This is a genomic window from Bradyrhizobium sp. USDA 4461, assembly GCF_054055655.1.
Genome location: NZ_JBSRXM010000001.1, coordinates 7,528,925 through 7,541,933, shown reverse-complemented (window position 1 = coordinate 7,541,933; position 13,009 = coordinate 7,528,925). Strand labels below are relative to the sequence as shown.

The 13,009-nt window shown below is 64.5% G+C and carries 13 protein-coding genes; 9 read left to right on the top strand and 4 right to left on the bottom strand.

The window, feature by feature from the left end; translation table 11 throughout:
* Positions 1-23 precede the first annotated feature (23 nt).
* Complete coding sequence (locus ACVINW_RS35545) at positions 24-611, bottom strand: ANTAR domain-containing response regulator (RefSeq protein WP_456755593.1); 588 nt, start codon at positions 609-611, stop codon at positions 24-26.
* The gene (locus tag ACVINW_RS35540) at positions 608-1,771 is read right to left on the bottom strand and encodes a transporter substrate-binding domain-containing protein (protein ID WP_456755592.1); all 1,164 of its coding nucleotides are present in this window, start codon (positions 1,769-1,771) and stop codon (positions 608-610) included. The genes ACVINW_RS35545 and ACVINW_RS35540 overlap by 4 nt, the downstream gene beginning before the upstream one ends.
* A 420-nt stretch (positions 1,772-2,191) precedes the next feature.
* On the opposite strand from ACVINW_RS35540, the gene ACVINW_RS35535 reads away from it, so the two are divergent.
* From ACVINW_RS35535 to ACVINW_RS35495, 9 genes are all read left to right on the top strand, one after another.
* Positions 2,192-3,592 (top strand): amidase, encoded by a 1,401-nt coding sequence (locus ACVINW_RS35535; protein WP_456755591.1) that lies wholly within the window; start codon positions 2,192-2,194, stop codon positions 3,590-3,592.
* 17 nt (positions 3,593-3,609) lie between these two features.
* Positions 3,610-4,605, top strand: coding sequence for an acetamidase/formamidase family protein (locus ACVINW_RS35530; protein ID WP_456755590.1), 996 nt, complete (start codon positions 3,610-3,612; stop codon positions 4,603-4,605).
* A gap of 59 nt (positions 4,606-4,664) precedes the next feature.
* Positions 4,665-5,879 (top strand): urea ABC transporter substrate-binding protein, encoded by a 1,215-nt coding sequence (locus tag ACVINW_RS35525; RefSeq protein WP_456755589.1) that lies wholly within the window; start codon positions 4,665-4,667, stop codon positions 5,877-5,879.
* A 94-nt stretch (positions 5,880-5,973) separates the two neighbouring features.
* A complete protein-coding gene (locus tag ACVINW_RS35520) occupies positions 5,974-6,840 on the top strand; it encodes an ABC transporter permease subunit (RefSeq protein ID WP_456755588.1) in 867 nt (288 codons plus the stop codon).
* 13 nt (positions 6,841-6,853) lie between these two features.
* The gene (locus ACVINW_RS35515) at positions 6,854-7,927 is read left to right on the top strand and encodes a branched-chain amino acid ABC transporter permease (protein ID WP_456755587.1); all 1,074 of its coding nucleotides are present in this window, start codon (positions 6,854-6,856) and stop codon (positions 7,925-7,927) included.
* A gap of 3 nt (positions 7,928-7,930) precedes the next feature.
* Entirely contained in the window at positions 7,931-8,650 is a 720-nt protein-coding gene (locus ACVINW_RS35510) for an ATP-binding cassette domain-containing protein (protein ID WP_456755586.1), read from the top strand.
* Positions 8,640-9,350 (top strand): ABC transporter ATP-binding protein, encoded by a 711-nt coding sequence (locus ACVINW_RS35505; RefSeq protein ID WP_456755585.1) that lies wholly within the window; start codon positions 8,640-8,642, stop codon positions 9,348-9,350. Before ACVINW_RS35510 ends, ACVINW_RS35505 begins: the two co-directional genes overlap by 11 nt.
* 60 nt (positions 9,351-9,410) lie before the next feature.
* Positions 9,411-10,172 (top strand): SDR family NAD(P)-dependent oxidoreductase, encoded by a 762-nt coding sequence (locus ACVINW_RS35500; RefSeq protein ID WP_456755584.1) that lies wholly within the window; start codon positions 9,411-9,413, stop codon positions 10,170-10,172.
* A gap of 17 nt (positions 10,173-10,189) precedes the next feature.
* Complete coding sequence (locus ACVINW_RS35495; protein WP_456755583.1) at positions 10,190-11,593, top strand: amidase; 1,404 nt, start codon at positions 10,190-10,192, stop codon at positions 11,591-11,593.
* Between the two features lie 15 nt (positions 11,594-11,608).
* On the opposite strand, the gene ACVINW_RS35490 is transcribed toward ACVINW_RS35495, so the two are convergent.
* Both ACVINW_RS35490 and ACVINW_RS35485 read right to left on the bottom strand, forming a co-directional pair.
* Entirely contained in the window at positions 11,609-12,811 is a 1,203-nt protein-coding gene (locus ACVINW_RS35490; RefSeq protein WP_456755582.1) for a serine hydrolase domain-containing protein, read from the bottom strand.
* Positions 12,768-12,989, bottom strand: coding sequence for a hypothetical protein (locus ACVINW_RS35485; RefSeq protein WP_456755581.1), 222 nt, complete (start codon positions 12,987-12,989; stop codon positions 12,768-12,770). The genes ACVINW_RS35490 and ACVINW_RS35485 overlap by 44 nt, the downstream gene beginning before the upstream one ends.
* Between the last annotated feature and the right edge of the window lie 20 nt (positions 12,990-13,009).

Here is a 13,009-nt window from a genome sequence, read left to right as displayed (position 1 = left end):
GATTTGGCATCGGCGATGCTGGTCTAGCCCGTTGCGCGGGGCAGGGAGCCCTTTGCGGTGATCTCCGCCGAGAGCTCTTCGATCGTCTTGCGCTGCTCCATGGCGGCCCGGCGGATCAACGCAAAGGCGGCCGGTTCGGCCAGCGCGTGGGTGTGCATCACCTGGAGCACCGCGGCGAGCACGATGCGGCGAGATCGAAGGCGCTGTTCGAGCTTGAGCACCTGCTGCTTCAGCTCGTCGCCGCGTTGGCGTCGTTCGAACGCCAGCACGAGCGCGGCATAGATGCCGGCCGAGCGCAGCGGCTTGACCAGGAACGAGGCCGGATCGAGCTCGAGCACCAGCTTCAGGCGGCTCGGCGTTTCGGTGCCGAGCAGGGCGATGACCGGGCTTCGCCCGAGCGAGGTACGCTGCACCGGGGAGGCAAGCGGCAGGTACTCGTCGTCGATCAGCGTCACGTCCGGACGGCAGTCGATACGGGCATCGCCATCCCATGTGACGATGTCGATCCCGAGACGCTCGAACTGACGCCTGACGATGGAGGCATCGCGCTCGTCCTTGATGGCGACGAGGGCCTTGCGTCCGCGCAGCGAAAATGAAGACGGCTTGGTCATTTCACAACCCGTAAATGCGGCGCATTTGGCGACGTTGCATCCCGTGCAGGGCTGGCGGCGACGTCGAGCTGCGTCAGATAGGGATCCGGCTTAACCGGAGCGTCGGCTTCCCAGAAGATGTCAAACTGTCCCTCGGTGTTGGAGACGGCGAGCCGCGGCGTCAGGACGCAGTGGTTGTTGCTGCCGTCGATCCAGACCGGGCCTTGCGGCGAATTGTAGCGGTGGCCGGCCGCGGCGCGCCGCACCTCGCCGATATCGGATGTGCCGGCGCGCTGCAACGCACGGGCCAGCAGATAGACCGCGACATAGGCGGATTGCCCGTCCACCGAAGGGCTGCTGTGCTCGCCGTAGCGCGCCTTCCAGCGCGCGACGAAGGCCCGGTTCTCGGGCAGGCGAATGCTCTCGAAATAGGCCGATGACGTGATGCATCCGGCCGATGCGGGCCCCACGATCTTGAGCTCCGGCTCGCACAGGCTGCAGCTGACCATCGGAATCTGGAGACCCGCGGCCGTGGTCGCGGCATGAAGGGCCCGAATGAAATCGTAGCTCGAACTGCCGACCAGTGTGTTGAACACCACCGGCGGCCGGCGGCGCACGATTTCGTCGACGATATGGCCGACGGCACTCTCGCCAAGTTCGAGCAACCGCTCGGCGAGAATGCGGCCTCCGGCTGCGGTCGCCAGCTCGCGGGTGACGCGATTGGTCTCCCAGGACCAGACATAGTTGGAGCCGACGCAGAAGATCTCGCGCGACAGATTGTCCAGCACGTAACGCACCAGCGGCAGCACATTGTGGTTGGGCGAAGCGCCGACATAAATCACATTGTCCGAGCATTCGAACCCTTCATAGCGGGCCGGATGCCAGAGCAGACGGTCGGTGCGCTCGACGATCGGCAGCACCTGCTTGCGCGACGCCGAGGTGTAGCAGCCGACAATGTGCTCGACGCCGACATTGCGGATGAGGTCGTCGCAGGCGGCGTGATATTCGGAAACCACACCGCGGGGATCGCGCACATGCGCCGCTATCGAGAAGTCGAAGCCGTCCTGGCTGTTGATCTCGTCGACCGCCATCATCGAGCTCTTCAGGAGCTCGCGCCCCATCGCCTGATAGGGCCCGTGCTGCGAGCAGATGATGCCAACGGGAATGGACGGCTTTGTCATCGACGACTTTCATTGCGACGCGCGAAGGAAATCATCTTCGCAGAGGTCGGTGCAAGAGGTCATGCTGATTTGCTGCGCATGCACCTCGCGAAATTTGTGCAGCCAGCCTCGTTGACAACGCGCTGCACATCTCCTTAGAATTTTCTCCTACAGGGCTACCTGTCGAACCCAGCGCGCGTCGATTTGGCCGATGACGTCCCGGTCGCCGCGCAGAGTGCTCCGTTCGATCCGGGCCCCACGCGATAGTTCATAGCCGCGGCATTTGAGCCATTCGTCACCTTCGTTTTGGAGGGGCGGGTGGCTTTTTGCATTTGCCGCCAAACACATTGGCGACACGACCGTGTCGTCAAGCCGGAGGCGCATGCGCGGTGATGGGCAGTGCCTGCGCTTGCGTCGTGCCAAGTGCGGGGATGAGAAACGATGCCGACGACGGAACTTCACTATCTCGGACTGATCGAGATCGGGCAGCAAATCCAGGCCAGGAAACTCTCGCCGGTCGAGGTGACCAAAGCGATGCTCGGACGCATCGAGCAGCTCGACGGCAAGCTCAAGAGCTACGCTCATGTGATGGCCGAGGCCGCGCTTTCCGAGGCTGCGGCCGCCGAGAAGGAAATCGCATCCGGCAAGATCAAGGGGCCGCTGCACGGCGTGCCGATCGCCGTCAAGGATCTGTGCTGGGTCAAGGGCGTGCCGGCCGCGCACGGCATGACGATCCATCGCGACTTCCGTCCGAGCGAAGATGCCACGGTGGTCGCGCGGCTCAAGGACGCCGGCGCGATCATCCTCGGCAAGCTGCAGCAGACCGAGGGCGCCTATGCCGATCATCATCCGAAGATCGATCCGCCGAAGAATCCATGGAATGCCGATCTGTGGTCCGGCGCGTCCTCGAGCGGTTCCGGCGTCGCTACCGCCGCGGGGCTCTGCTTCGGTTCGCTTGGAACCGACACGGGTGGATCGATCCGCTTCCCCTCGGCTGCCAACGGCATCACCGGGCTGAAGCCGACCTGGGGCCGCGTCAGCCGCTACGGCGCCTACGAGCTCGCGGCGACGCTCGATCACATCGGCCCGATGGCCCGCAGCGCGGCCGATTGCGGCGCGATCCTTGCCGTGATCGCGGGCCAGGATCCGAAGGACACCACGTCGGTGCCATTGCCGGTGCCCGATTATCTTGCCGGCCTGACCGGAGATTTGCGCGGCGTGGCAATCGGCGTCGATCGGCGCTGGACCAGCGAGGGCACCGATGAGCCGGCCGGCAAGGTGCTCAGCGAGGGGCTGCGTGTCGCGGCCGATCTCGGCGCGACGATCAAGGACATCACCTTCCCCGATCCGAAAGCGGTCATCGAGGACTGGTTCCCGCTGTGCGGCATCGAGGTGGCGGTTGCGCATGAGGAGACTTATCCCGCCCGCAAGGACGAATACGGTCCGGCGCTCGCAGGCCTGCTCGATCTCGGCCGGGCGCAGTCCGCCATGGACTATCAGAAGATCGTGCTGCGGCGCGAAGCGTTCCGCGGCGCGGTGCGACTGCTGTTCGACACGGTCGATCTGATCGCGGTGCCGGCCCAGGCCTTCGCTGCGCCGACGTTGGCCAAGATGGCGGCGCTCGGCGAGGACCCGTCGCTGATCACTGGGCTGCTGCGCTTCACCTGTCCGTTCGACATGACCGGCAGCCCGACCGTGACGCTTCCCGGCGGCTTCGCGCCGAACGGTGGTCCGGTGGCCTTCCAGTTTGTCGGGCGTCACTTCGACGAAGCAGGCCTCGTTCGCGCCGGCGATGCCTTCCAACGCGTCACCGACTGGCACAAGCGCCATCCCGCGATCTGAGTTGAGGAGCCGTTCGCATGACCGAAGACTGGTTGAAGAATTCCATCATGGCCAAGCGCGCCGTCGCCAAGGGCGCGACCGGCACGACCCATAGTTTGACGATCGAGCAACAGGGCGGGTTCCATTACGTCTATGGGCCCTATGCCAAGCCGACGCTGTCGATCGATCCCGGCGGGGTCGTCGTGGTCGAGACCGAAGACGCGTTCGGCGGTGTACTCACCAGCGAGAGTGACAGTCCGACCGCCAAGCTGAATTTCCCTTATTTGAACCCGCAATGCGGACCGATCGCGGTCAAGGGCGCCAAAAAGGGCGATTGCCTCGCCGTCTATATCCGCGACGTCGAGACCCGCGGCGCGCAGCCGGCCGGGACCACCTGCATCATTCCGGAATTCGGCGGCCTGGTCGGCACCGCGTCGACGGCACTGCTCAATCCGCCGCTACCGGAACGCGTCAAGAAGCTGCATGTCGACCGCAGCGGCGTGCGCTGGAACGACAAGATCACGCTGCCCTACGAGCCGTTCATCGGCACCATCGGCGTGTCGCCCGAGATCGAGGCGATCTCCTCGCTGCAGCCGGATTATCACGGCGGCAACATGGACCTGCCTGATGTCGCGCCCGGCGCGATCATCTATTTTCCGGTGCACAGGGAGGGCGGGCTGCTCTATGTCGGCGACTGCCACGCCACGCAGGGGGACGGCGAGCTGTCGGGCGTCGCGCTGGAGCAGCGCGCGACCGTGACGCTGCAGATCGACCTGATCAAGAACTGGAGCTTCGCCTGGCCGCGGCTCGAGACGGCTGACTTCATCATGACCATCGGCAGCGCCCGCCCGCTCGAAGACGCGGCGCGCATCGCCTATCGCGAGCTGGTGCGCTGGATGAGCGCCGACTACGGCTTCGATGAGATCGACGCCTACATGCTGCTCAGCCAGGCCGGCCGCATGCGGCTCGGCAACATGGTCGACCCCAAATACACGATGGGGGCGTCGATTCTGAAGAATTACCTCAAGGCGTGAAACTTCAACATCCTTCAACGACAGAGGACATGGCGATGTATTCGGGGCGTGTAGTGGGAATGGCTTTGCTCGGTGCAATGCTCGGGACCGCGGCAATTGGCGCCGCTCGGGCGGCGGAACCGCCGCTGAAGATCGGCTTGCTGGAGGACGTCTCCGGCGACCTGGCGTTCATGGGCATGCCCAAGCTGCACGGCTCGCAGCTTGCGGTCGAGGAGATCAACAAGAGCGGCGGCATCCTCGGTCGGCAGATCGAATTGATTCATCTTGATCCCCAAGGTGACAATGCCCGCTATCAGGAGTTCGGCCGCCGGCTGCTCAATCGCGACAAGGTCGACGTGCTGATCGGCGGCATCACGTCGGCCTCGCGCGAGGCGCTGCGTCCGATCGTTGATCGCACCACCACGCCGTACTTCTATACGAACCAGTATGAAGGCGGCGTCTGCGATGCCAGCATGATCAGCATGGGCGCGGTGCCGGAGCAGCAATTCTCGACGCTGATCCCCTGGATGGTCGAGAAGTTCGGCAAGAAGGTCTATGTGATCGCCGCGGACTACAATTTCGGCCAGATCTCCGCGGAATGGAACCGGAAGATCATGAAGGATCTCGGCGGCGAGGTCGTCGGCGAGGAATTCATCCCGCTCGGCGTGTCGCAGTTCGCGCAGACCATCCAGAACATCCAGAAGGCGAAGCCGGATTGGCTGCTGACTATCAATGTCGGCGCCGCGCAGGACTCGTTCTTCGAGCAGGCCGCCGCGGCCAATCTCAACCTGCCGATGGGGTCCTCGATCAAGGTCATGCTCGGCTTCGAGCACAAGCGGTTCAAGCCGCCGGCGCTCAACAACATGCATGCCACCGCGAACTGGTTCGAGGAGATCGATACGCCCGAAGCCAACGACTTCAAGAAGCGCTGGCACGCCAAGTTCCCCGACGAGCTCTATATCAACGACATGGGCTATAACGCCTACAACGCGCTCTACATGTACAAGACGCTGGTCGAGAAGGCGAAGTCGACCAAGCTCGAGGACATGCGCAAGGTGATCGCGACCGGCGACGCCTGTATTGATGCGCCCGAGGGCAAGGTCTGCATCGATCCGAAGAGCCAGCACACCTCGCACCGCATGCGCCTGATCTCGGTCGGGCCCAAGCACGAGGTGACGGTGGAGAAGGACTACGGCACGATCCAGCCGTACTGGCTCGGCGAGATCGGCTGCGACCTCACCAAGAAGAACGACAAGGATCAGTACACGCCGAGTCATCTTCCCAGCAAATCGTAATGCATATGGGCACGAATCTTGCTCGTGCATTGCATCTCGAACTTGAAGCGAACCGGCGCCGCACTGATGCGGCGCCGTGGTCACGGAGACTGGAATGTCGGCTGAGCTCTTCTCGGTATTCTATCAGTTCGCCGACGTCTTCGCGTTCCTGATCCTGTCGGCGGCGGGCCTCGCCATCGTGTTCGGCATGATGGGCGTCATCAACATGGCGCATGGCGAGTTCATCATGTGCGGCGCCTATGTCACCGTCGGCCTCGTGAACCTCGGCGTGCCGCTGCCGATCGCCCAGATCCTGGCGGCACTGACTGCGGGGATCATCGGCATGATCGTCGAGTTCCTGATCGTGCGGCGCTTCTACAAGCGTCCGCTCGATTCGTTGCTCGCGACCTGGGGCCTCAGCCTGATCGTGACGCAGTCGATGCTGCTGATCGTCGGCTCCGCGGTGCGCGGCATCGGCACGCCGGAAGGCAGCTTTGCGATCGGCGGCTATACGTTCTCGACCTACCGCCTGGTGCTGTTCGGCGCTGCGGTGGCGGTGCTGGCCGGGCTCTATATCATCTTCATGAAGACGCGGTTCGGCGTGATCGCGCGCGCGACGATGCAGAATGCGGCGATGGCGAAGGCGCTCGGCGCGCGCACCGGGCGGATCTATTCCATCAGCTTCGGCATCGGCACCGCGCTTGCCGGCCTCTGCGGCGCGCTCTATGCGCCGACCATGACGCTGATCCCGACCATGGGCGCGACCTTCGTGGTCGAGAGCTTTGTCACCGTGGTGATCGGCGGCGCCAATGTGCTGCTCGGCACCGCGCCGGCCGCGGTGTTCCTGGCGATGATCCGGATGGCGCTGAACGCGAGCTACGGACAGATCATCGGCCAGATCGGCATGCTGTTTGCCGTCATCCTGATCATACGTGTGCTGCCTGAAGGCCTATCCAGCGTGCTGGTGCGTCGTGGGCGCTAGACGGGAATTTCCGATGTTGAAGCTGCTCGAGGGCCCGCAGACGCTCGGACGGGGCAAGATCTTCTGGTCGTGCTTCCTGGCCGTGCTGGCGGGCGCGCTGATCTATCCGCTGTTCGCCGACTCCTATGATGTCGGCAATTTCGCCTATTTCCTGATCTGGATCTTCATGGCGCTCGGGCTCTGCCTGATGTGGGGCTATGGCGGCATGCTGTCGTTCGGCCAGACCTTCTTCTTCGGCATCGCCGGCTACGGCTATGGCGTGCTCGCCATCAACATGGGCGGCGGGACGGCGACGATTGCCGCGCTGGTCCTCTCGGTGGTCATCGCGATGATCGCAGCCGGAATCCTCGGCTACTTCATGATCTGGGGCGGCATCAGCGGGATCTTCTTCGGCATCGTGACGCTGTCGGCCACGCTCGTGCTTGCCTTCTTCCTTGGCCAGACCGCCGGACCGGAATGGCATATCGGCCCGGCGCGGCTGAACGGCTTCAACGGCATGAAGGGGATGGACCCGCTCACCGTCGGCAGCTTCGATATCGAGGGATCGGCGCTCTATTACCTTATGATCGCGCTGATCGTGATCGTCTACAGCGCGCTGCGCATGCTGGTGAATTCGAGCGTCGGCAACGTGATCGTGGCGACGCGCGAGAATCCGCAGCGCGCCGAGATGCTCGGCTACGACGTCCGCAAATATCAGCTCCTGACCTTCGTGATCGGTAGCGGCCTCGCCGGGCTCAGCGGCGCGCTGTACACGTCCTGGGGCCAGTTCATCACGCCGTCCAGCATCGGCCTGCCGGCGGCGGCGATGCCGATCGTGTGGGTCGCGTTCTCCGGGCGCAACGATCTGACCGCGACCTTGGTCGGCTCCTTCCTGCTGCTGTTCGGCTTCCAGACCATCACGGTCTACAGCCAGCAGGCGGCGCTGGTGCTGATGGGCGTGCTGCTGCTCGCCACCGTGATGCTGGCGCCGCAGGGTTTCGTGCTCGGCATCGGCAAGCTCGTGGTCGATTGGTGGAGCAAGCGCCGGCGTCGCGACGAGGGCCCCGCATTAGCCGATACCGGCCGCCTGCAATCGGATGAGACCTGAGCCATGGCACTCGTCGAGGTGAAAGGCGTATCGAAGCGTTTCGGCGGATTGACCGCCGTCTCCGAGGTCGACCTGACGGTCAATGCCGGTGAGGTCCATTGTCTGATCGGACCAAACGGGGCCGGGAAGAGCACGCTGTTCAAGCTGATCGTCGGCCTTTATCCGCCGAGCACGGGCAGCATCTTCTTCGACTCCACCGATATCACTGCCGAGCGGCCGTTTGCGCGGGTGCAGCGCGGCATGAGCATCAAGATGCAGGCCCCGAGCGTGTTCAAGGAACTGCCGGTGCGGCAGAACCTCCAGATCGCGTTGCAGGAACGTCTGTCGGGCGCGGAATGTGCTGCCGAGGAAGAGCGGCTGTTGGCGCTGCTCAATCTGGCCGAGGACTCCGGCAAGCTCGCCGGTGCGCTGTCGCACGGCCAGCAGCAATGGCTGGAGATCGGGATGGCGCTGGCCCTGCAACCGCAACTGCTGTTGCTGGACGAACCCACCGCCGGCATGTCGCCCGAAGAGACCTACAAGACCGGCGAGTTGATCAAGTCGTTCAATGCCGAGGGCATGACGGTGCTGGTGGTCGAGCACGACATGGCGTTCGTGCGGCAGGTCGCGCAACGCGTCACCGTTTTGCATCTCGGCAAGATCTTCGCGCGCGGCAGCCTCGACGCCATTCTGGAAGACGAGAAGGTCGCGGAAATCTACCTCGGTAAGACCCATGCCCACTGATCGCATTCTGGACGTGTCGGGACTTTGGGCCGGCTACGGCGCAACGCCGATCCTGCAAGGCGTCAGCATGCAGGTTTCGCGCGGCGAGATCGTCGGCGTGATCGGCCGCAACGGCGTCGGCAAATCGACCCTGATGCGCTGCCTGATCGGGCTGTTGCAAACCTGGCGCGGCACCATCAGCTTCATGGATCAGGATGTCACCCAACTCGAGGCCGATGCGCGGGCGCGCGCCGGCTTCGGCTACATCCCGCAGGGCCGCGACGTGTTTCCGCAGATGAGCGTCGAGGAGAATTTGCAGGTCGGCGAGCTGATCGGCGGCCCCGACGGAAAAAAATTGCCGGAGCTGGTCTACACGTATTTTCCGCGGCTGAAGGAACGGCGGCGCCAGATCGCGGGCACCATGTCGGGCGGCGAGCAACAGCAGCTCGCGATCGGCCGGGCGCTGATCGGCAATCCGGCGCTGATGATCCTCGACGAGCCGTCCGAGGGCATCCAGCCGTCGATCGTGCAGCACATTTGCGAGGCGCTGAAATCGTTCCGCACCGAGCTCGGCACCACGATCGTGTTCGTCGAGCAGAACCTCGACACCATCCTGGAGATCGCCCAGCGCTGCTACATCATGGAAAAAGGCAAGATCACGCGATCGCTGGCCGGCGAGGAAGTCAACGCCGACAATGTGCGCGCGCAGCTGCTGCTTTGAGCGGCCGGCCGCGCGGCGAGGACTTGCATTCGACAATCGATAATAACGGAGGGAATGGACATGGATCTGGGACTCAAGGGAGCAAAGGTTCTCGTTACCGGCAGCACCAAGGGCATCGGCAGAGCGATCGCCGACACGTTCGCGGCCGAGGGCGCCAATGTCGGCATCTGCGCGCGCAACCAGGCGGATGTCGAGGCAGCCGTCACCGCGCTCAAGGCCAAGGGTGTCGCTGCGTTCGGCGGTGCAGTCGACGTCTCCAACGGACCGGCGCTGAAGGCCTGGGTCGCCGATATGGCTGCAAAACTCGGCGGCATCGATGTCGTGGTCGCCAATGTCAGCGCGCTCTCGATCGGGCAGGACGAGGAGAGCTGGGAGAAGGAATTCTCCACCGACATGATGGGGACGGTGCGGCTCGTCAACGCCGCGATGCCCTATCTGGAGAAGAGCGCGGCGGCGGCGATCGTCACGATCTCCAGCGTGTCGGGACGCGAAGTCGATTTCGCCAGCGGTCCCTATGGCACCTTCAAGGCCGCGATCATCCACTACACCCAGGGCCTTGCCTATCAGCTCGCGGCCAAAGGCATCCGGGCCAATTCGGTGTCGCCGGGCAACACTTATTTCGAGGGCGGCGTCTGGAACATGATCAAGGACGGCAATCCCGAACTGTACAAGACCGCGCTGGCACTCAACCCGACCGGCCGCATGGGCACGCCGCAGGAGATGGCCAATGCCGCCGTGTTCCTCGCCAGCAAGGCGGCGAGCTTCATCACCGGGACGAACCTCGTCGTGGATGGCGCCTTGACGCGCGGCGTGCAGTTCTAGCTGGGGGCGACAGCGACATGTCAGCAGATCCATTGCACTACAAGTCGATCACCGAGATTTCCGGGCTGATCCAGCGCGGCGAGGCCAAGTCCTCGGAGATCACCGAGGCGATGCTGAGCCGGATCGCCAAATTGGACGGCCAGTTTCACGGCTACGCGCACGTCCTTGCCGAGCGGGCGATGGGGCAGGCGAAGCAGTGCGATGCGGAGATCGCCAGGGGCATCTGGCGCGGTCCGCTGCACGGCGTTCCGATCGGGCTGAAGGATCTCTGCTACACGACGTTCGCACCGACCGCAGGCGGCACCACGATCCACGCAAAATTCGTGCCGTCCTTCAACGCCACGATCGTGGATCGGCTCGAAGTCGCCGGGGCGGTGACGCTCGGCAAGCTCAAGATGACGGAAGGCGCCTATACCAGCCACCATCCGTCCGTTCAGGCACCGCTCAATCCGTGGAACGTGAACTATTGGGTGGGCTCGTCGTCGAGCGGGTCCGGTGTCGCGACATCGGCGGGTCTTTGCTACGGCTCGATCGGCAGCGACACGGGCGGCTCGATCCGGTTTCCGTCGGCGACCTGCGGCCTGACCGGCATCAAGCCGACCTGGGGCCGCGTCAGCCGGCACGGCGTCTTCCCGCTGGCGGACTCGCTCGATCACGTCGGGCCGATGTGCCGCAGCGCTGCGGATGCGGGAGCGATGCTCGGCGTCATTGCGGGCGCCGACTCCAACGATCCGACCGCGTTGCGGGCGCCGGTGCCGAACTATCTGGCCGGTATCGCCGACGGCATCAGGGGGCTGAGGATCGGCGTCGATCGCAGATATACCCAGGAGGGCATCGATCGGCAGGTTGTCGCCGCGCTCGTGCAAGCCGAGCGCACGCTCTCGGATCTCGGCGCCGAGATCCGAGAGATGCATTTTCCGCCCTATCAGAAGCTGGTCAGCCAGTGGATTGCGATGTGCTCGGTGGAGACGGCGGAAGCCCATCTCGACACCTACCCGGCGCGCAAGTCGGAATACGGGCCTGATCTCGCCCAGCTGATCGAGCAGGGCAGGGCGACCAGCGGCGTCGACATCGCCGCGATCCATCACGAGCGGCTGAAGTTCGCGGGCCAGCTCGCTGCGATGTTCGAGGACATCGATCTCCTCTTGATCCCGACCATGCCGGTACCGATCCCGACGCTCAGCAAGATGAGCGAATACGGCGCCGATCCGACCGTGCTCCTGAGCATCCTGCGCTTCACGGCGGTGTTCGACTTCTCGGGCAGCCCGACCATCACGTTGCCGATGGGCATGGCGTCCGACCGGATGCCGCTCAGCATGCAACTGGTCGGACCGCATCTCGCCGAGGACGTGCTGGTCCGCGCCGGGGCCGCATTCCAGTCGGTGACCGACTGGCACACGCGGCGGCCGCCGATCGAATAGCGCGCCGTCAGTCGGTTACGCCTTGCCGGAAAGTCTGGCCGCGATCGCGCGATAGCCGCGCATCCACATGTGATCGAGATCGAGGTCCATCGGCAGCGGCTGCGAGGAGACGCGCGCGATCACGGTCTCGTTGGCCGGATCGATGTGGATCCACTGGCCATGGATGCCGACCGCGGCAAACGGCGTTTCGCGCCGGTCGAGCGTGTACCATTTGTTGCGGTAATTGCCGTTCGGGAACACCTTGGTCAGGTCGCCGCGCGACCAGGCCTCGGCATTGCCGTTCTGCCTGATGTCATCGACCCACCAGCTGGGCACCACCTGTCGCCCGTTGCTGATGCCGTGATTGCGCATCATCTCGCCGAATCGGGCGAGGTCGCGCAGTGTCGCGCAGATGCCGCCGGCGACGCGCGCTGCGCCGCGTGAATCCACGCTGATGTAGGCGTCGTGCTCGGCGCCCATCGGCTGCCACAGATAGTGCGACAGGATCTTTGCATAGGACATGCCGCAGGCACGCTCATAGACCCAGCCGAGCACGTCGGTGTTGGTCGAGACGTAGTGGAAGGTCTGGCCATGCGGCGCGCCGTTTGGCCGCAGTGTGCGCAGATAGTCGCGCAGATTGCTCGGCGGGATGGTGGGATCCGGCAGCTCCCAGCCGGTCGAGCGCCGGTAATTCATGACGTCGCCGTCGCGCGCCATGTAATCCTCGTCGAAGCGGATGCCGACGCTCATGTCGAGCAGATGCCGCACCGTGCAGCTGCCGCCATAGACCGAGCCTTCCATCTCCGGGATGTAGCGCGTCACCGGCGCGTCGGGATCCAGCCTGCCGTGATCGGCCAGGATGCCGCCCAGCGTGCCGGCGACCGACTTGCTGACCGAGAAGATCAGGTGTGGCGCATCCGGCGCCAGGCCGTGGGCATACCATTCGAACGCGACCTGTCCGCGATGCGACACCACGATGCCGTCGGTGTGGCTGGTCCGCAGCGCCTCGCCGACGCCGATCTCCTCGCCGCGTGGGTCGGCGAAGCTGACGTCGTCGAGATAGCGCGGCGCAAACGACAGCGGCGCTGCCGCCGCGGCGCGCGTGATGTTCGCGGTCGGCAGCAGTTCGCGGACATTGCGGAATGCCCACTCGTTGAACGGATGTTGACGCCAGTTGGCGAGCGTGACTTGTTCGTCAGCCGCCGACGGGAAGGCGGCCATGATGCGACGCGAATTCATTCTTGATCCAGCGATGCCATTGGGAGACATGCGAAAGTTCCGCATGCGCCACGCCGCTCGCAATCAACCGGATGGTGGAGGGGGCCGTCGGGTTACCATGGCGTAACCGTTTCAGGATGCGCGCTTGGCCCGCAATTTGCTTGACTATGCCCTGCGGCTGCCCCAGCGTGACGGGCATGCGACGCGCAGACGTTCGCC

Bases quoted from the DNA above. Each gene is read 5' to 3' on its own strand.
- ACVINW_RS35490 (WP_456755582.1), bottom strand. From the start codon at position 12,811: ATGAATTCGCGTCGCATCATGGCCGCCTTCCCGTCGGCGGCTGACGAA.
- ACVINW_RS35540 (WP_456755592.1), bottom strand. From the start codon at position 1,771: ATGACAAAGCCGTCCATTCCCGTTGGCATCATCTGCTCGCAGCACGGG.
- ACVINW_RS35535 (WP_456755591.1), top strand. From the start codon at position 2,192: ATGCCGACGACGGAACTTCACTATCTCGGACTGATCGAGATCGGGCAG.
- ACVINW_RS35485 (WP_456755581.1), bottom strand. From the start codon at position 12,989: ATGCCCGTCACGCTGGGGCAGCCGCAGGGCATAGTCAAGCAAATTGCG.
- ACVINW_RS35500 (WP_456755584.1), top strand. From the start codon at position 9,411: ATGGATCTGGGACTCAAGGGAGCAAAGGTTCTCGTTACCGGCAGCACC.
- ACVINW_RS35545 (WP_456755593.1), bottom strand. From the start codon at position 611: ATGACCAAGCCGTCTTCATTTTCGCTGCGCGGACGCAAGGCCCTCGTC.
- ACVINW_RS35520 (WP_456755588.1), top strand. From the start codon at position 5,974: ATGTCGGCTGAGCTCTTCTCGGTATTCTATCAGTTCGCCGACGTCTTC.
- ACVINW_RS35505 (WP_456755585.1), top strand. From the start codon at position 8,640: ATGCCCACTGATCGCATTCTGGACGTGTCGGGACTTTGGGCCGGCTAC.
- ACVINW_RS35515 (WP_456755587.1), top strand. From the start codon at position 6,854: ATGTTGAAGCTGCTCGAGGGCCCGCAGACGCTCGGACGGGGCAAGATC.
- ACVINW_RS35530 (WP_456755590.1), top strand. From the start codon at position 3,610: ATGACCGAAGACTGGTTGAAGAATTCCATCATGGCCAAGCGCGCCGTC.
- ACVINW_RS35495 (WP_456755583.1), top strand. From the start codon at position 10,190: ATGTCAGCAGATCCATTGCACTACAAGTCGATCACCGAGATTTCCGGG.
- ACVINW_RS35510 (WP_456755586.1), top strand. From the start codon at position 7,931: ATGGCACTCGTCGAGGTGAAAGGCGTATCGAAGCGTTTCGGCGGATTG.
- ACVINW_RS35525 (WP_456755589.1), top strand. From the start codon at position 4,665: ATGGCTTTGCTCGGTGCAATGCTCGGGACCGCGGCAATTGGCGCCGCT.